The sequence below is a fragment of the Pontibacter toksunensis genome (assembly GCF_042686245.1).
In the GTDB taxonomy this organism is placed as follows: Bacteria; Bacteroidota; Bacteroidia; order Cytophagales; family Hymenobacteraceae; genus Pontibacter; species Pontibacter toksunensis.
Map to the genome: position 1 here is coordinate 176,317 of NZ_JBHUOX010000001.1, position 24,037 is coordinate 200,353.

The window sequence follows — 24,037 nt, forward strand, 5'->3', positions numbered from 1 at the left end:
GTTTTCATAGATTCCCCCGTATAACCGTTTTGCAACCAACCCAAATATAAAACGACATGAAAACTACAAGTATAAAACTGCCACTGCTCGCTTTACTTTCAGGATCAATTCTGTGGAGTTGCAGCGATTCCCGGCAAACGGTTAATCAGGAGGGAGATAATGCTTCTGCTGCCACGTTCAATCCTGATGCAGACACTATCACAACGGCTACAAATGAAAGTCTGATTCTTCCGGCACCGGACACCACACACAGGGCAGAGAAAAAAAGCAAAACCATAGGTTGGCCAGCCGACAAGGCGCCCACGGCACCTGCAGGCTTTATAGTATCCAGGTTTGCCACCGACCTGAAACACCCGCGCCGAATCTACATCGCACCGAACAAAGATATATTTATAGCAGAGTCAGATGACGAGGAGAAGAGCGCTAACCAGATCACGCTGATCCGGGACACAAACAACGATGGCAAACCAGACACACGGGAAGTATTCTTGTCGGGAGTGAAGCAGCCGTACGGGATGCTGGTGCTGGGCGACTATTTCTATGTGGCAATGGTAGACAAGGTGGTGCGGTACCCTTACAAGGAAGGGCAGACCAAAATGACAGCCAAAGGCGAGCAAATTTTAAGTCTGCCGGCTGGTGGCTATAACCACCACTGGACCCGTAATATCATTGCAAACCCGCAGGGCACGAAGATTTATGTATCGGTAGGCTCAGCAAGTAATGTGGGAGAGTATGGAATGAAAGAAGAAGAACGTAGGGCAAATATCCTGGAGATTAACCCGGATGGAACTGGAGAAAAGATATATGCCAGTGGTCTACGAAATCCTGTGGGTATGGATTGGGCACCCGGCACAAACGTGCTGTGGACAGCAGTGAATGAACGCGATCACATAGGCGATGAACTGGTGCCGGATTACCTGACAAGCGTGAAAGAAGGAGCTTTTTACGGGTGGCCGTATTCCTACTATGGCCAGAACATCGACCCCCGCAGAAAAGGGGAGCGACCGGACCTGGTGCAGAAAGCCGTTGTGCCCGATGTATCCTTAGGAGCACACACCGCTTCTCTTGGCCTGGCATTTTACGACGGCAACACCTTTCCTGAAAAGTATAAAAACGGAGCTTTTGTGGGCCAGCATGGCTCCTGGAATCGATCTAACTTTGCTGGCTACAAGGTGGTGTATGTGCCATTTCAGAACGGAAGGCCCAGTGGCAAACCAGAAGACTTCTTAACCGGCTTTATCGCAAACGCTGACCAGAATGAAGTTTATGGTCGGCCAGTAGGAGTAGAGGTGATGGATAATGGTGCCCTGCTTGTAGCCGATGACGAAGCGGGTATTATCTGGCATGTTTCTGCTCAGAAATAGAAGGCATACAGAAAAGTAATACTGAGAAGCAGAAAGGTGAAAATCTCGCAGCTTGTAAACTTAGAGAGTGTAGCGGTGTATAAAGTATAGAATACAAACTAAAAAACATACGCTATGAAAGTACTTTTTGTGTTAACCTCTCATGACGAGCTTGGCGATACAGGTCATAAAACCGGTTTCTGGATAGAAGAATTTGCCGCTCCATATTATGTTTTGTCCGATTCAGGCGTAGATGTTACCCTGGCGTCACCAGCTGGAGAAAAGCCGCCTATTGACCCGAACAGCGAAGCTCCCGGGGCCCAGACAGAGGCCACCAACCGCTATAATGACGATAAAGAGTTACAGGAGAAACTGTCACAGACGGTGAAGCTAAGCCAGGTGAAGGCAGATGATTACGATGCTGTTTTCTACCCGGGCGGCCACGGCCCACTGTGGGACCTGACAAACAACGAAGACTCTATCCGGCTAATTGAGGATTTTGCGAAGCAGAAGAAACCCATAGCCGCAGTGTGTCATGCTCCCGCAGTTCTGGCGAAAGTAAAAAGGGGTGACGGAGAACCACTGGTAAAGGGCAAAAACGTTACAGGGTTCACTAACTCAGAGGAAGAGGCCGTTAAACTGACAGAAGTAGTGCCTTTCTTACTTGAAGACAAATTGAAAGAACTGGGGGGCCATTACTCTAAAGTAGAAGACTGGCAGCCGCACATCGTGCGCGATGGTATCCTAATCACAGGACAGAATCCGGCTTCTTCGGAGGGGGCAGCAGAAGAACTGCTCAGATTGATGAACAGGTAAGCTAATCAACAAGTTGATACAAATTTCAATCCCACCTTGCACTTTAATTGTGAGGTGGGAGTTTTATGTTAAATAGAACGTTGCATTAATAGATTAATAGTATAGAACACCTCACTCATTTTTTTTATTATGTACTGGTAGAAGAGGTAAGGGAGTAAGCCTGCTTGTATTGCCCAATCAGAAAAAAGTATGTAGATACACGCCTTGCACTACCTGTTCCTTTATATCTTTACCTGTTTTCCAACAAACCCTTTACTTTTGTGGTTAAGGGAAATAGTATAACAGAACCTAACGCAATGGCCACTTTACTTGATTTAATTGGCAACACCCCTATGGTGGAGCTGCAGCATATAAATAAAAAACCCGGTGTAACACTATACGCTAAACTGGAAGGCAATAATCCTGGTGGAAGCGTAAAAGACCGTGCCGCTTATGGTATGATAAAAGGAGCGCTGGACCGAGGTGAACTGAAGCCGGGCATGAAACTGATTGAGGCGACGAGCGGTAACACGGGCATAGCGCTGGCTATGATAGCAAGGCTATTTGGTGTTGAGATAGAATTAGTAATGCCTGCCAACGCCACGCAGGAGCGTGTGCTGACCATGGAAGCCTATGGTGCTAAGGTCACTCTTACACATGCCGAGAGCTCTATGGAAGGAGCTATAGATTATGTGAATGAGAAGGTGGCGCAGGGTGGATACCTCTTGCTTAATCAGTTTGCAAACCAAGATAATTATATAGCCCATTATGAGTCTACAGGTCCTGAAATATGGCGGGATACTAACGGAGAAGTAACTCACTTTGTCTCGTCCATGGGTACTACCGGCACAATAATGGGTGTATCACGCTATTTAAAGGAGCAAAACAGCAACGTCCGGATTGTAGGGACACAGCCGGTAGAGGGTTCGCAGATACCAGGCATCCGACGTTGGCCGCAGGAGTACCTGCCCAAGATTTTTGAAAAAGATCGCGTGGACATTACCATCGACGTATCGCAGGAAGAAGCCACTGCCATGACTCGCCGCTTAGCCAAAGAAGAAGGGGTTTTTGCGGGGATGAGCAGTGGAGGCGCTGTGTATGCGGCAACTAAACTGATTGAAGAACTGGAGGAAGGGGTAGTGGTGTGCATCATCTGCGACCGTGGCGACCGTTACCTGTCTTCAGACCTTTTCGCATAGACAGCAACAGCATGTATAACAGGAGCCGGATGAGCAGTATTTAGCTGCCTGTCCGGCTTTTTTATTTCTAACGATAAAATTTGCAGCACTGCCTGAACAGGAATGTCAAATAGCGCTAAAACCTACTTTACAAGCTAACAGCGAAACTCCACAAATAAACTTTAAAGCCGGCAGGAGGTAAATATAATGATAACTATTTGCTTTCTTGAATGTACATACATTAACCAATGGTGAGAACACAAAGCAGATTTAAGACGATGAGAAAGATAAAACATAAGTATAAAGCCGTGAGCGCTCCCATCAGCGACCTTATTACGTACCGGGCACTGCCCACGCGGGAGGTGGAGTACATTGACCCGTTCCTGTTCCTGAACCATCACGGGCCACAGACCTATGGGCCGAATAACAGGGGACTGCCTTTTGGGCCGCACCCGCACCGTGGCTTTGAAACCCTGACATTTATTCTGGAGGGAGACATCATGCACCAAGATACCGGCGGAGGAAAAAGCGTGATTGAAAAAGGGGGCGTACAATGGATGACGGCTGGCTCCGGATTGATACATGCTGAGGTTTCTTCTGATAAATTTAAAAAGCAGGGAGGACCTTTAGAAATCTTGCAGTTGTGGTTTAACCTCCCTGCAAAGCATAAAATGGTTAAGCCAAACTATATTGGCTTGCAGCAGGACCAGATACCAACGGCTATAGAGGATAATGGAAAAGTGAAGGTAAATGTTATTTCAGGCAAATGGGGTGATGTGCAGGGACCTATAGATTCCTTAGGCGGAATAGATATAGCAAGTATAGAGCTACAGAAAAGCGGCACCTTTTCCACTTCAGTAGCAGCCGAACATAACATCTTCTTTTATGTGGTGCGCGGAAATGTAAATGTGAACAACGAGCAGGTTGAAAAGTTACACCTGGTGGAGTTTGAAAACGAAGGTGAAGAAATAACTGTTGAGGCTCTTGAAGATTCCGTGCTGCTCTTTGGTCATGCTAAACCTTTCAATGAGCCTGTTGTATCGCATGGTCCTTTTGTGATGAACACAGAACAGGAGATACAGGAAGCTTTTCGCGATTATCAGGCGGGTAAAATGGGGAGCTGGCACGAATAAGTGTAGGTTCAGTTTAATAAGCATGTGCATCGCATTCTGCGCCTGTGAGGCTTCTTATATTACCCCCTCAATCAGGGCTTGTTTTAGAAAGTTTAGATTTTCTTCCATGTGTGTTTTATCAAAATAACTTTAAAAATGCAAAGTGCCGCTGCCAAATGTATGGCAGCGGCACTTTGCTTATCCTCATACATCTATTACTCACATCCCATCACGCCACTGCCAATAGGGGCGCCAGGTGCCAGTTCTTTGTGCTGCGGCAGCTTCACGGTCTCCATGTCTGGATTATCAATTCGGTCCATAGCATAAACCAAATGAGCTTTGTAAGGGCTATCGCCCATACGGCGCGTCTGGCGCTGCAAGTAGTCTTTTAGGTTGTTCAGGGCCAGGTTCGCTACAGCGCGTGCCTGGTAAGAGGTGCTCTCGTTATTTGCCAGTGCCAGCAGGTGTGTCAGCACCACCTGCTCTGTTTGCTGCTGTACCTGACCTTCCAGACCATCTTTACGTGGTGCTTTAAAGGTATTCTTTACCAGCTGTTCCGTCACGTCTGTCAAGCCCAGGCTGTTGGTTCTTACTTGCAGCTCTATCAGCCGGGCTGCCCTCTCCGGGTGAAGCAAAAGGCTGATGGTAAAATCGGCAGAGGCTTCGGCAGCAGCCATCGGGTCGAAGGTGAGTCCGGTGCGCTTGTCGAATAACTCACGGGTGGTGCGGAAGCCGGGTGGGCGCGGCGGAATCAGTTTGATAATATGTTCCGGCACAGTGAGCACGTCCGCCTGCAGCGTAGCCAGCATCGCATCCAGCGCCTGTTGCTGTGTCTTCTTGTCGAGTGGCGCCGTTATGGTTTGTTTGTCGCCGCGCACGGCATAGGTATAGTTCACACCACCCACCAGTTTGGCAGTTGCTTCTGTCTGATAGCGGTGGTAGTTGTAGATTGGCACCAGCACATCTTCAAGTAAGGCATAAGGCAAGCCGGCTTTGATGTTATTAGGCGAAAAGTTTTGGAGGGCTTTCTGGCGCACAGCCAGCACGTTCTTCAGTTCTGCTGCTGCATCCGGTCCATTGTCCCACAGGTGGGCCTGCGGATGCGCGCCACCTGTAGCCCGCGCATCACGGTCCGAGATAAACTGCAGACCACGGTCTATACTGGCCAGCAGCAGCTTGTTTAAGGCCTGCTCCTCGTTCACTTCTTCCGGAAAATCCTGGTAACCGTACGTAACTGCTACCTTATCCCATTCGCCTATACCAGTGGCATAAGCATTAGAAAGGTTCAGGCTGCCGCCCTTGTCGAGCTGCACCAGCGGGTGCGGGTAATCCATCACAGAGGCGCGGTCGCTAACGCTGGCGGCATAATTGTGCATGATTCCCAAGGTATGACCTAGCTCATGCGCCGAAAGCTGCCTGATGCGTGCCAGCGCCATTGTCATCATTTCATCAGACTCCTGTTTGCCATCCTGGTATGGCGCCAGCAGGCCTTCTGCTATCAGGTAATCCTGGCGCACCCGCAGAGAACCTAAGGAAACGTGGCCTTTTATGATCTCACCGGTGCGAGGGTCTGTAACGGTTGCGCCGTAAGACCAGCCGCGTGTGCTGCGGTGCACCCACTGAATCACGTTATAGCGCACATCCATCGGATCGGCAGAGTCTGGCAAAACCTCTACCTTGAAAGCATTTTTATAGCCAGCCGCTTCAAATGCCTGGTTCCACCAGCGGGCACCATCCAGCAAGGCGGTTCGGATAGGTTCCGGTGCACCGTTGTCTACATAATAAATGATCGGCTCCACTGCCTCTGAACTGGCAACACCAGGGTTCTTCTTCTGCAGCCGGTGCCGTGCAATAAAACGTTTCTCAATGTCTTCGCCTACGGGAGTCGCATAGTCATAGTAGGTAATGCCGAAGTAGCCTGCCCGTGGGTCCATTTTACGGGGTGTATAGTTATTGTCCGGCAACTGTATAAAGGAGTGATGCTGGCGCATGGTTAATGCCTGCACATCAGGGGCAACCTCGCGCACGAAACGTCCGGCATCATCGCCACCTGTAAAGGTGAGCAGTGCTTCGAATTCTGTGTTCTTCGGGAAGTTTTTGGTGCGGGGCAGGTACATGGCAGAACGGCTGGCGTCGAGGCGGTAGTTGCCCTGCCTGCTGCCTTTCAGGCTTCCGATAACATCATGTGCATCTCTTAGCAGGAAGTCGGTCGCGTCAACCAAAACGCGTCCGCCTTCTTCTGCCTCGGCTTTGAACCCCCACAGCACAGACTGCGCAAAGGACTCTTCCACAGCGCGTACTTCATTTTTGTTTGTGGTGGTGGCGCGGTAACTTAAGTTCGGCTGCACCAGCATAACCTTCGGGCCAATCTTGCGGAAGTAAACAACACGTTCACCGCCCAGTTGCCCCCGGTCCAAACCGATATCGTTGGAACCTAAACCTGCAGCAAGTGAGTTAACATACAGGAAATCAGTATTTAGTCTATTTATCTCAAGCCAGATTTTGCCATTGGCCTCATCCCAGTAATAGGTAAAGTAGCCGGGGTAGCGTTTCATGCCCTCCGTTTTGGAGGCAATACTGGGCAGAGACTGGGCTATAGCCATATTGGCCATCAATGGCAGCAACAGCAGCAATAGACAGAATTTGCGTAGGGTGATTTTCATGTTCTGTTGATGGTGATAATAGATTTATCCTGAAAGATACTACTTATAAGGCATCTGAGAAAGTTTGTAAAGTTGGAGCATAAGGGAGAACTAGTAAGGAATCAAGGCGGAAAATGAGAGCAGATGCTCACTTTAAGGCTCTGGGACGGGTTCTATAGAGAATCATGCCTTCGAAGAGAAGAAAATCATGATTTGAAGTTTCCTTTTATCCTTCATCTTCATCTAAACTGTAACCTATAGGCAATGAACAGGATCTATAGCTTCTGAATATATAGATGATTGTATTTTATCTTCTCTTTCTGTAGTGAGTACTCAGATACGTTCGGCAGTATTTGCCGCTATAACTTGTTTTTGATTAATTTAAATTTTATACTTATTCGTTCATTTCTCGTGCTGCGGTTCCGGAATACCATTTTAGGATGCCCTGCGTCATTATGACACCATTGATAATAAATTAAAATCTAATAGCGAATCACCCTGAATTATGGCTGAAAATGTATATGATGCAATTGTAGTAGGTTCCGGAATTTCAGGCGGCTGGGCTGCCAAAGAACTTACTGAGAAAGGGCTAAAAACCTTAATGCTGGAGCGTGGCCGGAACATAGAACACGTGAAGGACTATGTGAATGCAACAAAGGCACCCTGGGAATTCGAACACCGCGGAGGCCGTACACAGGAGATGATAGAAAACTATCCTGTGCTGAAGCGGGACTATGTGCTGAACGAACGGAACCTGGAGTACTGGGTGAACGAGAAGGAAAGCCCTTATGTGGAGGTAAAACGCTTCGACTGGTACCGTGGTTACCACGTAGGCGGAAGGTCCCTAATGTGGGGGCGGCAAAGCTACCGGCTTAGCGACATGGACTTTGAAGCCAATGCCAAGGATGGCATTGCTGTAGACTGGCCTATCCGCTACGCCGAAATAGCCCCCTGGTACAGCTATGCTGAGAAGTTTGCCGGCATCAGTGGCTCCAAGGAAAACATCCCGCACCTGCCAGATGGCGAGTTCCTGCCTCCAATGGAAATGAACTGCGTGGAGAAGGATGTGGCTGCACGCATCAAGCAACACTATAATAATAACCGGCACATGATCATTGGCCGGGTAGCCAACCTTACGGCGGCACACCACGACAGAACCAACTGCCAGTACCGTAACGCCTGCTGGTTAGGATGCCCTTTTGGCGCATACTTCAGCACGCAGTCCGCCACTTTACCGGCTGCTATGGCAACAGGCAATCTGACGCTGCGCCCATACTCCATCGTGACGCGTGTGCTTTATGACAAAGACACGAAGAAAGCGAAAGGAGTGGAGGTGCTGGATGCGGAGACAAACCAAACCTATGAATACCTGGCTAAAGTCGTATTCTTAAACGCTTCTGCCCTTAATACAACCTGGGTGCTGATGAACTCTGCTACCGATGTATGGCCGGAAGGACTGGGCAGCAGCAGCGGCCAATTGGGAAACAACCTCATGGACCATCACTTCCGGACAGGAGCTACCGGTACTGTGGAGGGGTATGAAGATAAATATTACTATGGCCGACGTCCGAACGGTATTTATATCCCGCGTTACCGCAACATAGGAGGAGATACACGGGATTATATCCGTGGATTCGGGTACCAAGGCAGCGCAGGCCGGGAAGGTTGGAGCCGGGAAATTGCCGAGATGAATGTAGGTGGCGAGTTTAAAGACGCCTTGACAGAGCCAGGCCAGTGGACTATGGGTATCAATGGCTTCGGGGAAACTTTGCCATACCACGAAAACAAAATCACGCTGGACAAGAGCGTGAAAGATAAGTGGGGGCTTCCGGTGCTGGCAATCGATGCGGAGATAAAGGAAAACGAGCGCAAAATGCGCAAGGACATGAGTGCGGATGCCGCAGAAATGCTGGAGGCAGCCGGGCTTAAGAACGTGAAAACTTACGATGCCGGTTATGGCTTCGGTCAGGGTATCCACGAAATGGGAACAGCCCGAATGGGTAGAGACCCCAAGTCTTCGGTACTGAATGGCAATAACCAGGTATGGGATGCGCAGAACGTTTATGTAACAGATGGTGCCTGTATGACCTCTGCCGGTAATCAAAACCCTTCGCTCACTTACATGGCGCTTACTGCAAGAGCTGTAGACCATGCAGTGAAAGAGCTCAAGCGACAAAACATTTAAGCAGTATAGGTTGAATTCCTTAAAATCAAAAGCTAATATAGATTAACAGGCTATGTCTGAGAAAGAAGGATCTAATACAGCCGCTGGCAGTTCAAGAAGGAGTTTCCTGAAAGCAGGGGCTGTTGCTGCAGCGGGTTTCATGATTGTACCACGCCATGTTTTAGGCGGACCGGGCTTTCTGGCACCCAGCGATAAGCTTGTAATTGCAGGTATAGGTGTGGGTGGTAAGGGAGAAAGCGACCTGGCCAGTTTCTACAAATCAGGAAAGGCAGACATCGCCTACCTTTGCGATGTAGACGACAGGCGGGCTGCCAAATCCAGGGCAAGTTTTCCTAAGGCAAAGTACTTCAAGGACTACCGTGAGATGCTGGACAAGGAAGGGAAAAAGATAGATGCCGTTTCTATATCCACGCCAGACCATGGTCACGCCGTTCAGGCCATGGCAGCCATGCAACTGGGCAAACATGTTTATGTTCAGAAGCCTTTAACACACGATATCTATGAGGCCCGTGCCCTGACGGATGCTGCCAAGCGCTATAAAGTGGTGACGCAGATGGGAAATCAAGGTGCCTCCGGTGATGGTGTGCGGCAGTTGCGGGAGTGGTATGATGCCGGCGTAATCGGTGATGTACATACCATCTATGCCTGGACTGACAGACCTGTTTGGCCGCAGGGAATTTCCTGGCCAACTGGCAAAGGAGAAGTACCGCAAGGGTTAGATTGGAACCTGTGGCTAAATACAGCACCTTACAAGGATTATGTAGAAAAGCTGGTGCCTTTTAACTGGCGCGGCTGGTGGGACTATGGTACCGGCGCCCTGGGCGATATGGGTTGCCACCTGATTGAAGCCCCTTTTAGTGTTTTGGGCCTGCAATATGCTACTGATGTTCAGGCTAGTGTGGGCAGTGTGTACGTGGATGAGTTTAAGCGCGGGTATTTCCCTGAGAGCTGCCCTCCCTCCAGCCATGTTACCCTCACGTTTCCAAAAACAGCGAAAACACAGGGACCTATAAAACTTCATTGGATGGATGGCGGTATACAGCCGGTAAGACCAGAGGAACTGGGGCCAAACGAACTTTTCGGCGACGGTGGTAATGGTACGTTGTTTATCGGCACCAAAGGCAAGATGATGTCCAGTACCTATGCCGCTAACCCACGCTTGTTGCCGCTCTCCAGAAACGAAGAGGTGAAGGTGAAGCAAACTATTCCCCGCGTGCCAGGTGGTGCCGATGGCCATTATGCCCAGTGGGTAGAAGGTTGTATTGCTGGCTATGGTAAAAAAGAAATGAGTGCCCCCTTTGAAATTTCCGGTCCGTTAACAGAAGCTTTGCTCATGGCCAATCTCGCCATCAGGGGGTACGATATCAGAAAACCAAAGGCATCCGGTGAGGGGTATGATTATCCAGGCCGATCTGTGAAGCTGCTTTGGGATAACCAGAACATGCGTATCACCAATTTTGATGAGGTTAACCAGTTTGTGAAGCGCGACTACCGAAGTGGCTGGACACTTGGTGCTTAAGAAAAAAATGCCGGTTTATATACTTCAGGGAGCCGGGTCTGAAAATGAAAATAATCAATAACGCTGTCATTTAAAATAACATGAACAGACGAGAAGCAATATCAGCAGTAGCATGGTTAATGGGCGGTACTTTGATTAGTGCCGACCTCCTGGTATCCTGTACTTCCAGAAAACTGGAGGTAGGCGATTTATTTAAGCAGGAGCAGGTGGCGCTACTAAACGAAGTAGGAGACACTATTCTGCCTGCCACAAGCACTCCTGGAGCCAAAGCGGCTAACGTAGGTGAGTTTATGGCCGTAATGGTGCAGGATTGCTATGCCCCTGAAGATCAAAAAATATTTCTGGAGGGCATCACTAAATTGAATGAGGCCAGCGACAAAGAGTTTGGCAAAAGTTTCATGCAGTTAACCCCGGAGCAGCGTACCACTCTGGTAAGAGCATTAGATAAGGAGCAGCAGGAGCATATGCTCTCAAAAGCAGACGGTGCGCCTAACCATTATTTCAGGATGATAAAAGAGCTGACCCTACTGGGTTACTTTACCTCGGAAGTAGGCGCCACACAGGCATTACGGTTTGTTGCAGTTCCCGGGCGTTACGATGGCTGTATGCCATACAAAAAGGGCGACAGAGCCTGGGCAGTATAAAAGCACTGCACCTGCATATGCACAAAATGTTTATCCTTTGCGCTTGATAAATGTGTAAAGGATAAACATTTTATATACTATTCATTATTATAACCAAAATAAAGCTATTGTTCATTTAAAAATCTTTTGATGCATCAAAAATTAAGATTTGGAATGATCGGCGGCGGGCAAGGTGCCTTTATTGGTGCTGTACACCGCATTGCAGCTCAGATCGATAATCAATATGATTTAGTGTGCGGTGCCTTCAGCAGCAACCCCGTTAAATCTAAAGCAAGCGGCGAAGAGTTAGGTCTGAATCCGGACAGGGTATATGCCTCTTACCAGGAACTGTTCGAGAAAGAGAAGCAACTCCCGGAAAACGAGCGGGTGCAGGTCATCAGCATCGTAACGCCTAACCATGTGCACTTCGAGCCGGCTAAGCTGGCGCTTGAAAGCGGCTACCATGTTATTCTCGATAAGCCGATGACCTTCTCTTTAGCAGAAGCACTGGAACTGCGGGAGGTAGTAGCACGTACCGGAAAACTGTTTTGCCTGACGCATACCTATACCGGGTACCCGATGGTGAAAGAGGCGAAGCAAATCATTGCCTCCGGTAAGTTAGGTAAAATACGCAAGGTATATGTAGAATACCCACAGGGCTGGCTGAGCACCTTTAAGGAAGGAGGCGATAACCCACAGCTCAAGCAGGCTTCCTGGAGAACAGATCCGAAGCAAAGCGGAATTGCCGGTGGTATGGGTGATATAGGCACCCACGCTTTCAATTTGGCAGAGTACGTAAGTGGCTTAGAGGTAACGCAAATTAACGCTGATATTAATGTGGTGGTAGAAGGTCGCCAACTCGATGATGACGGTGCTGCCCTGCTTAAATTTAATAATGGAGCCAGTGGCGTTCTTTTTGCCACACAGGTTGCAGCTGGTGAAGAAAACAATGTCAAAATTAGGGTGTATGGCGAAAAAGGTGGCTTAGAGTGGCAGCAGGAAGATGAAAATACCCTGAAGGTGAAGTGGTTCGACAGACCCACTGAAATTTACCGCACTGCCGGCGGTGACTACCTATCCTCTTATGCGCAGCACAACTCCCGTACCCCAGCCGGCCATCCGGAGGGCTATTTGGAGGCGTTTGCTAACCTGTACCGCAACTTTGCCTTATGCGTAAAAGCCAATATGAATGGCGAGGAGCCGCAGCCGGAATGGCAGGACTACCCGGATGTGGAAGATGGCGTGCGCGGCATGGCCTTCATTGAAAACGTGATTGCTTCCGGCAAATCAGATAAGAAATGGATTGACTTCACTATTTAAAATAAACTATGACGACTATACAAGGACCAGCAATATTCTTAGCACAGTTTCTAGGGGATCAGCCACCCTTTAACAGCCTGGAGTCTATCTGCCGTTGGGCTAAAGGACTTGGGTATGAAGGCGTGCAGATACCAACCTGGGACACTAAATATTTTGATGTACAAAAGGCAGCAGAAAGCAAAACTTACGCTGATGAAATAAAAGGTATTGTGGAAGGGCAGGGACTGAAAATAACAGAGCTTTCCAGCCATTTACACGGGCAACTGGTTGCCGTGAATCCCGCCTACGATACACTGTTTGATGGCTTCGCTCCGGAGCAGTACCGCAACAACCCAAAAGCCCGCACCGAGTGGGCGGTGCAGCAGTTAAAGAACGCAGCGAAAGCATCTCAGAATCTGGGCCTGAATGCCCACGGTACCTTTAGCGGTGCTTTACTCTGGCACACGGTATACCCTTGGCCTCAGCGACCTGCGGGTTTGGTAGAAGCTGGCTTCAAAGAACTGGCGAACCGCTGGACACCTATACTAAATGCTTTTGACGAAGCAGGCGTGGACGTGTGCTATGAAATTCACCCTGGTGAGGATTTGCATGACGGCGTAACCTATGAGATGTTCCTGGAAGAAGTAAATAACCATCCAAGAGCGTGCCTGCTCTACGACCCGTCGCATTTTGTTCTGCAGGCCATGGATTACCTTTCCTACATCGACCACTACCATGAGCGCATCAGGATGTTCCATGTAAAAGATGCTGAATTTAACCCAACTGGCAAGCAAGGCGTTTACGGCGGCTACCAGAATTGGGTAAACAGGGCTGGTCGGTTCCGTTCACTTGGGGATGGCCAGGTTGATTTTGGATCCGTATTCAGTAAGTTGACAGCTTATGACTTTAAAGGCTGGGCGGTGCTGGAGTGGGAGTGTGCTCTCAAGCATCCGGAAGACGGTGCCCGTGAAGGAGCCATGTTCATCCAGGATCACATAATTCGCGTAACAGAGAAAGCTTTTGACGATTTTGCAGCTTCTGGCGTAGATGAAGCAAAAAATCGCACTATATTAGGCTTATAATTTAAAACAAAAGAAAAACTCATGAAAAAGATATGGATGGTTATTAGCTGCTGCACTTTTATGGCAGCATGCGGTTCTTCCGAGACCACAGAAGGTGAAGAATACTATAACAGAGATAATATAGAAACTGCAGAAGAAACACCCGTATACAGCGATGCCAATTCAGAAGCAGAAGTAAGTGCTGCAACCAAGCAGTCTGAGGTAGATACCAGTATAAATGAAATCGGAACAGATAGAGAACCTGAGGTAGCTACTGCTCCAGCCACTACCACTGGTGCTGCTACAGCAAATACCAGCACGGATGCAGCAAAAACCCCTGCAGCAAAAACGACTGCTGCTAAACCAGCTGCTGTCCAGGAGAACTACGACAAAGGCAAAAACCTGATCGCCACTTCTGACTGTCTGGCTTGCCACAAAGTGGACCAGAAATTAGTGGGCCCTGCCTATCAGGAGGTTGCCGCAAAGTATGAGTTCAACGATAAGAACATAGACTACCTTGCTGGTAAGATTATAGAAGGCGGTGCAGGCGTATGGGGACAGATTCCAATGTCGCCGCACCCTGATCTGAGCCGTGACAATGCTAAAGAAATGGCTAAGTATATTTTGTCACTGAAAAAGTAAAGGTATGATCCGTAACATCTTCTCTGCAGTACTATTGTCTGCTGCCCTGATTTCCTGCCAGTCGTCACAATCAGAGACGGAGGTTGCTGAAAACACAGAGGTACCACAAGCCACTGATGAAAACGGGGAGTGGAAGCAATTGTTTAACGGCAAGACGATAACTGGCTGGCATACATATGGTAAAAACACAGTAGGCCAGGCCTGGAAAGCTCAGGATGGCACACTGTACCTGGACCCGAATGCAGGAGAAGGTACCGGTGGCGACTTAGTAACAGATGAGGAGTACGAAGATTTTCACCTGAAACTGGACTGGAAAGTGGCAAAGAATGGTAACAGCGGGATCATCTTTTATGTAAAGGAAGATCCCGCTAAATACCAGAATACTTACAACACTGGTTTAGAAATGCAGGTGCTGGACAATGAAGGACATCCCGACGCAAAAATTGTGAAGCACCGCGCAGGCGACCTCTATGATTTAGTGACCGGAACACCTGAAAATGTAAAACCCGCCGGAGAATGGAACCAGGTAGAGATAATCAGCAAAGATGGAAGGCTTAAGCTCATCCAGAACGGGACGCAGGTGGTGGACACTACGCTTTGGGATGATAACTGGAAAGCCATGATAGCGGGTAGCAAATTTGCTGATATGCCGGACTGGGGAACCTTCAAATCAGGTAAAATCGCACTGCAGGACCATGGGGACGAAGTGTGGTACAGAAACATCATGATCAAAGAGCTTTAACTCTTTGCTGTAGCATCAAGGGGATAAAATGCTAAATCATAAGTATATGTAGCCTTTTACTTCAACCTATTGCTGTGCAGAGGGACCATTTAAGCAAAAGTGAAGCAGCTGAAAGTACCTGTTACTTTATGTGCTCTTACTTCCTGAGCTCCTTCTAATATTTACTTAAAGTAAATCCACTATCAAGTTAATCCAGAAACTATGCATCCGGTTACCCGTGTAAAGTTGTCTTTCATGATGTTCCTGGAGTTTTTCATCTGGGGCGCATGGTTTGTTACACTGGGTACTTATTTGCTATCAGAACTGGAGACCTCTGCCACACAGGTGGGGGTTGCTTTTCTGACACAATCCATCGGAGCAATTGTGGCTCCTTTTATAATTGGCCTCATCGCCGATAGATTTTTTCCTGCGCAGCGTATTCTGGGAGTGCTGCACCTCATTGGCGCTGCTCTGTTATGGTATGCCTCCGTCGTAACAGATTTCGATGCCTTTTATCCTACCATTCTGGTGTACATGATCCTTTATATGCCCACGCTGGCACTGGTCAACTCAGTGTCTTTCCGGCAGATGCAGGATCCAAGTAAGGAGTTTCCACCTATCCGGGTGTTGGGTACGCTAGGTTGGATTATTGCGGGCTTAACCATCGGATGGCTGAACTGGGAGCAGAACGGCAACCTTGGCCTTACCTTCCGGATGGCATCAATTGCCTCAGCAATTTTAGGTTTATTCTCTTTTACGCTCCCCAATACACCACCTATAAAAGGTGCAGGCAAGGCAACCATCGGTGATATGCTTGGTCTTGAGGCTATAGGCTTGTTTAAGAACCGTTCTTACCTCACATTTTTCCTGGCTTCTGTTGCCATCTGCATCCCGCTTGCCTTTTACTACAACTTCACCAACCCGTTCCTGAACGAATTGGGTATGGAGTCTGCAGCAGGTAAACAAGCCATGGGCCAAATGTCTGAACTGCTGTTTATGCTCCTGATGCCCTTGTTCTTCGTGAGGTTAGGCGTAAAAAAGATGCTGGCCATAGGCATGTTTGCATGGGTGCTGCGTTATCTCTTTTTTGCGTTTGGCGATATAGAAGGAGGCTATTGGATGCTAATTGGGGGCATTATTCTGCATGGCATCTGCTATGACTTCTTTTTTGTAACCGGGCAGATTTATACCGATAACCTCGCAGGGGAGCGCTTTAAGAGTGCTGCTCAGGGCATGATAACGCTGGCTACCTATGGCGTGGGAATGCTTATCGGCTCCCTCTTATCCGGTGTAATTGTAGATGCTTTTCAAACCTCCGGAGGCGGGCACAACTGGCAAGCCATCTGGTTAATACCATCAGGTATCGCCGCTGTTGTCCTCCTGCTGTTTTTGCTGCTGTTCAAAGACAGGGCAAACAGGCAAAACACAACAGTCCGGCAGCCTGCCGATATACCTTCGGGGCAAAGAGAATTGAAGATACGTTCTTAAGTAAAACCAAACCTTAACTTATCATAATGTCACATCACCCTAACCGTAGAACTGCACTGAAGAATGTACTTGCAGGTACTGCCGCCTTAACCGCAACAGGTATGTTAAATCCAATGATAGCGTATGCCGACACTGCACAGACCACTAAGTTGAAAGGTAACATTAATCACGCTGTGTGCCGCTGGTGCTTTAATGGGATGTCGGTGGAAGAACTCTGTGTTGCAGCAAAGAGCATGGGTATAACAGGCATCGACCTGGTTGGTCCGAATGATTGGCCGACTCTGCAAAAGCACGGGCTGCAGTCTACCATGTGCAACGGGGCAGAGATTAGCCTAACCGAAGGTTGGAATGACCCGCAGTACCACGCCAGGTTAATAAAGAACTACACCGAGATGATTCCGCGTGTGGCCAAGGCAGGATATAAGAATTTGATATGCTTTAGCGGCAACCGGAAAGGGATGGACGATGAAACGGGCCTGAAGAACTGCGCCGAAGGATTGAAGAAGATACTGCCGCTCGCAGAAAAGCACAATGTGGTGCTGGTAATGGAGCTCCTGAACAGCAAAATAAACCACAAAGACTACATGGCGGACCGCACCCACTGGGGAGTGGCCCTGGCAAAAGCAACCGGTTCTGAAAACTTCAAATTGCTGTATGATATTTACCACATGCAGATAGATGAAGGGGATGTTATACGCACCATCAAAGACAGCCATCCTTACATTGGCCACTACCACACAGCTGGTGTTCCGGGCAGGCACGAGATTGACGAGACGCAGGAACTATACTATCCAGCCATTATGAGAGCCATAAAGGATACCGGTTTCAAAGGCTATGTGGCGCAGGAGTTCATACCTGCACAGCCGGACAAGCTGGCTTCTTTAAGGGAGGCGATTCGTATTTGTGATGTTTAAATACTGCTATATTTTTGATTTTATACTATCCACTTATACTTCTAAAAGAGCATAATGAACAAAAGAAGATCATTTCTGCGAGCAGCTGGTTTATTATCAGCCGGGGTTTTTATCACTCCATCTCTCATTTCCTGTAACTCCAACACCGAAGCAACTGAAGAAACTGCTTCGACCGAAGTTAAAACAGATGCAACTACGGCGTCCAACGCTGATACGGAGCTAGGTATCCAGTTATATTCCTTGCGCGAGCAGATTGGCAAAGAGGGTATAGAGTCAGTTATTGCCAAAGTAGCTGATGCAGGCTATAAGAAAGTGGAGACCTATGGCTACTCCAAGGCAGATGGTTTCTGGGGACTGGATGCAAACCAGTTTAACGAGCTGCTCAAGAAGCACAATTTAACTAGCCCAAGCGGCCATTACGGCTTTGATCCAATCTTAGCCGGCGGCAACGATCAGATGCTAACAGACTATATCGAAGCCGCGAAAACGATAGGGCAAACATATATTACTGTTCCATATCTAGGCGATAATCTGCGCCAGAGTGCGGATGACTACAGAAAAGTAGCACAAGCCCTGAACACTGCTGCCAAAAGAGTAAACGATGAGGGACTTAAGCTGGCTTACCACAACCACGATTTCGAGTTCAAGCAATTTGGCGACACAACAGGCTACGAGATTCTGTTAAAGGAGACTGACCCTGAGTTAGTGAAGATGGAACTGGACCTATACTGGGCATATAGAGCAGAAAAAGATCCGGTAGCCATGATGCAGGAGCATCCGAATCGTTTTGTGATGTGGCATGTGAAGGACATGGACAAAACTGATCCGAAGCTGAACACTGAAATTGGCAGCGGCAGCATCGACTATAAGACACTTTTTGATAATTCTGCAAATAATGTAGAGCACATTTATGTAGAGCAGGAAAACTTTGCTGCTGGCATGGATCCTTATAACAGCATCAAACAGAGCCATGATTATATAGCTAATACATTACTTTAATTTCAGTTGATATAATGGCTATAGTTTGCTGCCGTTAGTTAAATTTAATTAAACCCCTTATACTTTCCAGGTTCTAATAACAGGGATGTATAAGGGGTTTCTGTTTTAAACTAGCCGATCAAAGAATAGATGCCCAGTAGACTGTTTACTTGGGCACCATCTCCTTTTGCAGAACCCAGGTGGTCATACTTCGGACTTGTTCTACCAAAACAGTCTTAAGTGGTTCGAGTAAGTCCGCATCTAAAGAAACTGATAAATCCTGCAGCAAGGCTTCATCTGCCAGGAACCACACAGGTCCATCCGGCATCTGGTAATGGCGCTCACTTACCTGCTGCAGCTTTCCTGCCATACCTATTGTTGTACTAAAACGACAAAAAAGCATTCCCCCTGGCTTTAGCACACGCCACAGCTCCTTTACTATCCTTCTGAAATGCTCCTCATCTCTGGCAAAATGTAACACGGCACTACACAGAACGACATCAAACTTTCCTTTAGCATAGGGTAATGCAGCTAAGTCAGAAACAATAAAATTACCTTCAATTCCGTATGATGCCTGCTTCGCCAGTTCACGCGTTTTATGTATGGCTTCTGCTGAAATATCAGCTCCATAAACTGTAACGCCAGCTTGCAGCAGGTACTGAATGTTTCTTCCGACGCCACAACCTGCATCAAGTAAGTCCATACCTTTCCTGATGCGGCCTTTCAGGAGTTGGTCGAACAGGTAAATGTCGAGGTTGCCGAAAATAGCGGGTAACGATTCAAGTGCAGGTACATACATAGTGCTCTCAAAAGTGTTCTTCTGCTCAATTTATGACACTTTAGCTATACTTTCTGAAGAAATTTTCGAATACTTGAATAGACGCATATCAAATCCTTAAAGAATGAACAAGACACCTTCAGCTTCTCAAACGGCAAGGCTCACGGTAGAGCAGTTTTTGCAGGAATACGCGAGCCACCCAACTTATACACCTCCCCCCGGAACAGAATTGCACGCTAAGAACTGGCAGGCAGAGGCAGCCTTACGCATGTTTCTGAACAACCTTTCAAAAGAAGTTGCCGAAGCGCCTGCTGAGCTGGTTGTATATGGCGGAACCGGGCAGGCAGCACGCACGCCTGAGGATGCCCGGAAGATAATTGAGGTGCTGCTGGAACTGGAGGAAGATGAGAGCCTGCTTGTGCAGTCGGGTAAGCCGGTTGGCAGGGTGCGGACACACCCGGAGGCGCCGCGGGTCATGATAGCCAACAGTAATCTGGTGCCGCATTGGGCGACTTGGGAGCATTTTAACGACCTGCGAAAGCGCGGCCTGATCATGTATGGGCAAATGACAGCCGGAAGCTGGATTTATATCGGGACACAAGGCATACTGCAGGGCACCTATGAAACCTTTGTAGCCTGCGGTGAAAAACATTTTAACGGTAATCTTCGCCATAAGCTGCTCGTTTCCGGTGGTTTGGGAGGTATGGGTGGCGCGCAGCCTCTTGCGGCTACTATGGCTGGAGCTACTTTTTTAGGAGTAGACGTTGACCCGGAGCGAATTAAAAAGCGCCTGGATACCCGCTATGTCCACAAAATGACTACAGATTACCAGGAAGCGAAGCAGTGGGTGCTGGAGGCAAAGGAGAAAGGAGAAGCGCTATCTGTGGGCCTTGTTGGCCATATAGGGGATGTGCTGGAGCGCCTGCTGCAGGATAACATCATTCCTGATATACTGACAGACCAGACATCTGCCCATGATCCGTTGAATGGCTATGTGGCGGATGGCATCTCTTTAGCTGAGGCAAGAAGCCTTCGCGCTTCTGCCCCGGACAGGTATAAGCAGCGCTCACTCAAGAGTATGGCCCGGCATGTGGGTATCATGCTGCAAATGCAGAGCAGGGGCAGCAAAGTGTTTGACTATGGCAATAACCTGCGGGAGTTTGCGCAGCAGGGCGGGGAGAAAAATGCTTTTCAGATTCCGGGCTTCGTGCCGGAGTACATTCGCCCTCTTTTCTGCGAAGGCAAAGGTCCTTTTCGTTGGGCAGCCCTCTCAGGAGATCCAGAGGATATCCGTGTCACAGATGAAGCCCTGAAAAAGCTTTTCCCGGAGAACAGGCATATGATCCGGTGGCTGAATGAGGCAGAGGAGAAGGTGGCTTTCCAGGGGTTACCCTGCCGAATCTGCTGGCTGGGTATGGGCGAACGGGAAAAGGCCGGCCTCCTTTTCAATCAACTCGTTCGGGAAGGCAAAGTTAAGGCACCCATTGTCATTGGCCGCGACCACCTCGACTGTGGCTCTGTCGCTTCTCCTTATCGTGAGACAGAAGGTATGAAAGATGGCACCGATGCCGTGTCAGACTGGCCCCTGCTTAACCTGATGGCCAATACCGGCGGAGGCGCCACCTGGGTTTCTTTTCATCATGGAGGCGGAGTAGGAATCGGATACTCTCAGCATGCCGGTATGGTCATTTTAGCAGATGGTACAGAACGCGCTGAACGTTGCCTGCGCCGGGTGCTCTTCAACGACCCAGCCTTGGGTATTTTCCGCCATGCCGATGCAGGTTATGAGTCAGCGCAGGAGAATGCAGAAAAGTTTGGCCTAAACCTATAGTTACCCTGAGCTGATGGATACAGTAGGTGAAGAAAGCGAATCCTTATACTTCTGGCAACAAGGAAAAATGAAATCCCAACATACAACAATAACGCTGATAGGACCCTTTTGCCAGATTTTACCTATGACTGGCTTACCTGAAAAGGGGCCGGTAAGTGACGGGCAGCTACAAGTGGTGGAGCAGGCGGGTGTGTTGGTTCAGGGAGAAAAAATACTGAAAATAGATGCTTACCATCGTTTACAGCAGGAAGCGCTGTCAAAAGAATATCAGATAGAAATGATTGAGGAGCCGATGGTGCTGCTGCCCGGGCTGATTGATGCCCATACTCATATCTGCTTTGCCGGCTCGCGGTCAAACGACTATGCTCTTCGGGTGGCGGGTAAATCTTACCTGGATATTGCCCATAGCGGCGGTGGCATACTAGACACCGTGCGCAAAACCCGGGAATCTAGTTTAATAGAGCTGGTAGGCCTGCTAAAGAAGCGGTGCGACAGGCATTTAATGGAGGGAGTGACTACCTGTGAAGTGAAAAGTGGCTACGGCCTTACAGTAGATGATGAATTTAAAATGCTGGAAGCTATTGCCTTGGTGCACAAGCATCATGCGCTGGACCTGGTGCCAACCTGCCTGGCAGCACACACACGTCCGTCGGAGTTTACCACTTCAGGCACCTACCTGCAGCATCTGCTGGATGAACTATTGCCCCAGGTGAAAGAGCAGGGTCTGGCCAGAAGAGTAGACATATTCGTAGAGGAATCGGCTTTCAACCAGAAGGAATCGCTGGATTACTTAATCAAGGCGAAGCGGATGGGATTTGAGCTCACCGTGCACGCAGATCAGTTTAATACCGGTGGAAGCAGGGTAGCGGCTGAAGCTGGTGCCGTAAGTGCAGACCATTTAGAGGCAAGCGATGAAGCTGCTATGCTACAGCTGGCAGATGCCGGAGTCGTGGCTACCGTTTTGCCGGGAGCCTCTCTTGGCTTAGGAATGGCATTTGCACCTGCCCGCAGGCTACTGGACCATGGTCTTTGCCTTGCCATTGCTACTGACTGGAACCCTGGTTCAGCTCCTATGGGCGATTTACTATTGCAGGCTGCTCTTATCGGAGCCGCAGAGAAACTTTCCATAGCCGAGACTTTCGCAGCCATCACCACACGTGCCGCCCGCGCACTGGGGCTCTCAGACAGAGGAGAGCTGGCAAAAGGTTACTGTGCTGACATGATAGCCTTTCAGACAGACAATTATAAAGAAATTCTATACCTGCAGGGTAAGCTAAAGCCAGCTATTGTTTGGAAAAAGGGAGATAACGTAAAGGATGCACAAGCCGTTAGAAATTCGAACAGGCGCAATTGAAAACACTTCACCCTCGTGAGTGAGGGTGGAATAAGAAGTTCTCCACCTTACAGCGTATCTATAAGAATATGTATAAACCTTCCTCTAAACAAGCCTGGAAAGGCCGGACAGATTTGCATGACGAGGAGCTGGGCTATCGTTGGCACCAGGTAATCCAGTACTTGGATTTGTCTGGAGAAGTGCCTCGTGTGGCTGACGAACGGGTTGCTGTTGCTTTTCTGGGTTTTTGCTGTGATGAAGGCGTGCGCAGGAACCAAGGCAGAACTGGCGCCGTGGACGGACCGGCAAGCCTGCGGGGCGCTATGGCCTCTTTTGCGCATCACCTGCCGCCGGAGGTAGCGCTATACGATGCCGGGGATGTACTTTGCACCAACCAGAACCTGGAGGAGGCACAAGAGCAGCTTGGTAGAAAAGTGGCGGTTCTATTGCAGTTAGGTTACAGAACCATCGTGCTTGGAGGTGGACATGAAACAGCTTTTGGCCATTTTCTGGGTCTGGAGCAGGCAACATCAAAACAGCGGTTAGGCATTCTCAACTTCGATGCTCATTTTGATCTGCGGTCCTATGAACTGCTAAGCAGCTCCGGTACTCCTTTTCTGCAAATAGCTCATAAGCTGCGTGCGCAGGAAAGGGAGTTTATCTATAACTGCATCGGAATTCAGCAGCAGGGCAACACACGCATGCTGTTTCAGTCAGCGCATAAGCTGCAGGTAGGTTATACATGTGCAGAGCAGGTAAACGGACATACTATATCCGATTTGCAGCGCAATCTGCAGGAATGGCTGGAGGAGGTGGAGGCAGTTTATGTCACGCTTGATCTGGATGTGTTTGCCGCTGCATATGCTCCCGGCGTCAGTGCAGCAAATGCATTGGGGCTTCCACCGGAGCCTGTACTGGCAATGCTGAAGAAGGTGATAGCAAGTGGCAAATTAGTGAGTATGGATGTGGCAGAATTAAATCCTTCTTATGATATTGATAACCGTACCGCCAAACTTGCCGCAGGAATCCTTTATCATGTCGTACAGGAGTGGGCGAAAGTATAACGTCTTTTAGCTACTAGACTTTCATTAGTAGAGATTTTAAGGTGAAGGGTATTGGTAAAATAAAAAAGCCTCAACAGTTTAGAGCCGCTGAGGCTTTTTTGCTTTGATTAGCGTCCTATTTCAAATTTGGTCCAGTACGTCGTGTCGCTTGTTGCTACTTCTACCAAATAGGTGCCCGGTTTCAGCTTCCCTAATTTATAGCGCCAGGAAGAGGTTTTGTTGTTGACGTTTACCGGTTTCTTGTACACAACCTTCTGTGCTGTATTTTTTATGCTTAGTATAGCATCCTCATTTAGCTTCTGTGAGAAATCCAACTGATAATTGCCTTTTCCAATATACTGAAGGTTTATTCCTGAAAGTGTTTCATAATTCGTGTCAAAATCATTTTCAGAACCTAACTGCACGTGCTGTTTATGCTGCGCCGGCAGAACTTTGTTCGTATTTTGTGCGATTGTGCTAAACGAAAGAGTGGCTGCCAGTGGTAACAAAGTGGCAAGGGCAAATACATACTTCTGCTTCATCATCATAATC

The 24,037-nt window shown here is 48.5% G+C and carries 20 protein-coding genes; 17 read left to right on the forward strand and 3 right to left on the reverse strand.

The window, feature by feature from the left end:
* Positions 1 to 56: 56 nt before the first annotated feature.
* From ACFS7Z_RS00800 to ACFS7Z_RS00815, 4 genes are all read left to right on the forward strand, one after another.
* Positions 57 to 1,364 (forward strand): PQQ-dependent sugar dehydrogenase, encoded by a 1,308-nt coding sequence (locus ACFS7Z_RS00800; protein ID WP_377479401.1) that lies wholly within the window; start codon positions 57 to 59, stop codon positions 1,362 to 1,364.
* A 114-nt stretch (positions 1,365 to 1,478) separates the two neighbouring features.
* Positions 1,479 to 2,159, forward strand: coding sequence for a type 1 glutamine amidotransferase domain-containing protein (locus ACFS7Z_RS00805; RefSeq protein ID WP_377479404.1), 681 nt, complete (start codon positions 1,479 to 1,481; stop codon positions 2,157 to 2,159).
* A 296-nt stretch (positions 2,160 to 2,455) separates the two neighbouring features.
* Complete coding sequence (gene cysM, locus ACFS7Z_RS00810) at positions 2,456 to 3,337, forward strand: cysteine synthase CysM (RefSeq protein ID WP_377479407.1); 882 nt, start codon at positions 2,456 to 2,458, stop codon at positions 3,335 to 3,337.
* Between the two features lie 257 nt (positions 3,338 to 3,594).
* Entirely contained in the window at positions 3,595 to 4,449 is an 855-nt protein-coding gene (locus tag ACFS7Z_RS00815) for a pirin family protein (RefSeq protein ID WP_377479410.1), read from the forward strand.
* A gap of 194 nt (positions 4,450 to 4,643) precedes the next feature.
* On the opposite strand, the gene ACFS7Z_RS00820 is transcribed toward ACFS7Z_RS00815, so the two are convergent.
* Positions 4,644 to 7,091, reverse strand: a complete 2,448-nt coding sequence (locus ACFS7Z_RS00820) for a zinc-dependent metalloprotease (RefSeq protein WP_377479413.1) — start codon at positions 7,089 to 7,091, stop codon at positions 4,644 to 4,646.
* A 484-nt stretch (positions 7,092 to 7,575) separates the two neighbouring features.
* Here ACFS7Z_RS00820 and ACFS7Z_RS00825 point away from each other — a divergent pair, with 484 nt between their 5' ends.
* From ACFS7Z_RS00825 to ACFS7Z_RS00870, 10 genes are all read left to right on the forward strand, one after another.
* Positions 7,576 to 9,255 carry a GMC oxidoreductase gene (locus tag ACFS7Z_RS00825; protein WP_377479416.1) on the forward strand — a complete coding sequence of 560 codons (1,680 nt, stop codon included), beginning with the start codon at positions 7,576 to 7,578 and terminating at the stop codon, positions 9,253 to 9,255.
* Between the two features lie 52 nt (positions 9,256 to 9,307).
* A complete protein-coding gene (locus ACFS7Z_RS00830; protein WP_377479419.1) occupies positions 9,308 to 10,774 on the forward strand; it encodes a Gfo/Idh/MocA family oxidoreductase in 1,467 nt (488 codons plus the stop codon).
* An 80-nt stretch (positions 10,775 to 10,854) separates the two neighbouring features.
* A complete protein-coding gene (locus ACFS7Z_RS00835) occupies positions 10,855 to 11,418 on the forward strand; it encodes a gluconate 2-dehydrogenase subunit 3 family protein (protein WP_377479421.1) in 564 nt (187 codons plus the stop codon).
* 129 nt (positions 11,419 to 11,547) lie between these two features.
* Entirely contained in the window at positions 11,548 to 12,717 is a 1,170-nt protein-coding gene (locus ACFS7Z_RS00840) for a Gfo/Idh/MocA family protein (protein ID WP_377479424.1), read from the forward strand.
* An 8-nt stretch (positions 12,718 to 12,725) separates the two neighbouring features.
* Entirely contained in the window at positions 12,726 to 13,778 is a 1,053-nt protein-coding gene (locus ACFS7Z_RS00845; protein ID WP_377479427.1) for a sugar phosphate isomerase/epimerase family protein, read from the forward strand.
* Positions 13,779 to 13,799: 21 nt separating this feature from the next.
* Entirely contained in the window at positions 13,800 to 14,399 is a 600-nt protein-coding gene (locus ACFS7Z_RS00850; protein WP_377479430.1) for a c-type cytochrome, read from the forward strand.
* A gap of 4 nt (positions 14,400 to 14,403) precedes the next feature.
* Complete coding sequence (locus ACFS7Z_RS00855) at positions 14,404 to 15,141, forward strand: 3-keto-disaccharide hydrolase (RefSeq protein WP_377479433.1); 738 nt, start codon at positions 14,404 to 14,406, stop codon at positions 15,139 to 15,141.
* A gap of 201 nt (positions 15,142 to 15,342) precedes the next feature.
* Positions 15,343 to 16,608 (forward strand): nucleoside permease, encoded by a 1,266-nt coding sequence (locus tag ACFS7Z_RS00860; RefSeq protein WP_377479436.1) that lies wholly within the window; start codon positions 15,343 to 15,345, stop codon positions 16,606 to 16,608.
* Between the two features lie 26 nt (positions 16,609 to 16,634).
* Complete coding sequence (locus tag ACFS7Z_RS00865) at positions 16,635 to 17,522, forward strand: hydroxypyruvate isomerase family protein (RefSeq protein ID WP_377479439.1); 888 nt, start codon at positions 16,635 to 16,637, stop codon at positions 17,520 to 17,522.
* A gap of 54 nt (positions 17,523 to 17,576) precedes the next feature.
* Positions 17,577 to 18,521, forward strand: coding sequence for a sugar phosphate isomerase/epimerase family protein (locus tag ACFS7Z_RS00870; RefSeq protein ID WP_377479442.1), 945 nt, complete (start codon positions 17,577 to 17,579; stop codon positions 18,519 to 18,521).
* Positions 18,522 to 18,666: 145 nt separating this feature from the next.
* On the opposite strand, the gene ACFS7Z_RS00875 is transcribed toward ACFS7Z_RS00870, so the two are convergent.
* The gene (locus ACFS7Z_RS00875; protein ID WP_377479446.1) at positions 18,667 to 19,299 is read right to left on the reverse strand and encodes a class I SAM-dependent methyltransferase; all 633 of its coding nucleotides are present in this window, start codon (positions 19,297 to 19,299) and stop codon (positions 18,667 to 18,669) included.
* Between the two features lie 103 nt (positions 19,300 to 19,402).
* Here ACFS7Z_RS00875 and ACFS7Z_RS00880 point away from each other — a divergent pair, with 103 nt between their 5' ends.
* The 3 genes from ACFS7Z_RS00880 to hutG all read left to right on the forward strand — a co-directional run bounded on the left by ACFS7Z_RS00880 (position 19,403) and on the right by hutG (position 23,506).
* On the forward strand, positions 19,403 to 21,109 hold the full coding sequence (locus ACFS7Z_RS00880; RefSeq protein WP_377479450.1) for a urocanate hydratase: 1,707 nt from the start codon (positions 19,403 to 19,405) through the stop codon (positions 21,107 to 21,109).
* A 124-nt stretch (positions 21,110 to 21,233) separates the two neighbouring features.
* Positions 21,234 to 22,463 carry an imidazolonepropionase gene (gene hutI, locus ACFS7Z_RS00885; RefSeq protein WP_377479453.1) on the forward strand — a complete coding sequence of 410 codons (1,230 nt, stop codon included), beginning with the start codon at positions 21,234 to 21,236 and terminating at the stop codon, positions 22,461 to 22,463.
* A 68-nt stretch (positions 22,464 to 22,531) separates the two neighbouring features.
* Positions 22,532 to 23,506 (forward strand): formimidoylglutamase, encoded by a 975-nt coding sequence (hutG, locus tag ACFS7Z_RS00890; RefSeq protein ID WP_377479455.1) that lies wholly within the window; start codon positions 22,532 to 22,534, stop codon positions 23,504 to 23,506.
* Positions 23,507 to 23,613: 107 nt separating this feature from the next.
* On the opposite strand, the gene ACFS7Z_RS00895 is transcribed toward hutG, so the two are convergent.
* On the reverse strand, positions 23,614 to 24,033 hold the full coding sequence (locus ACFS7Z_RS00895) for a hypothetical protein (RefSeq protein ID WP_377479458.1): 420 nt from the start codon (positions 24,031 to 24,033) through the stop codon (positions 23,614 to 23,616).
* Between the last annotated feature and the right edge of the window lie 4 nt (positions 24,034 to 24,037).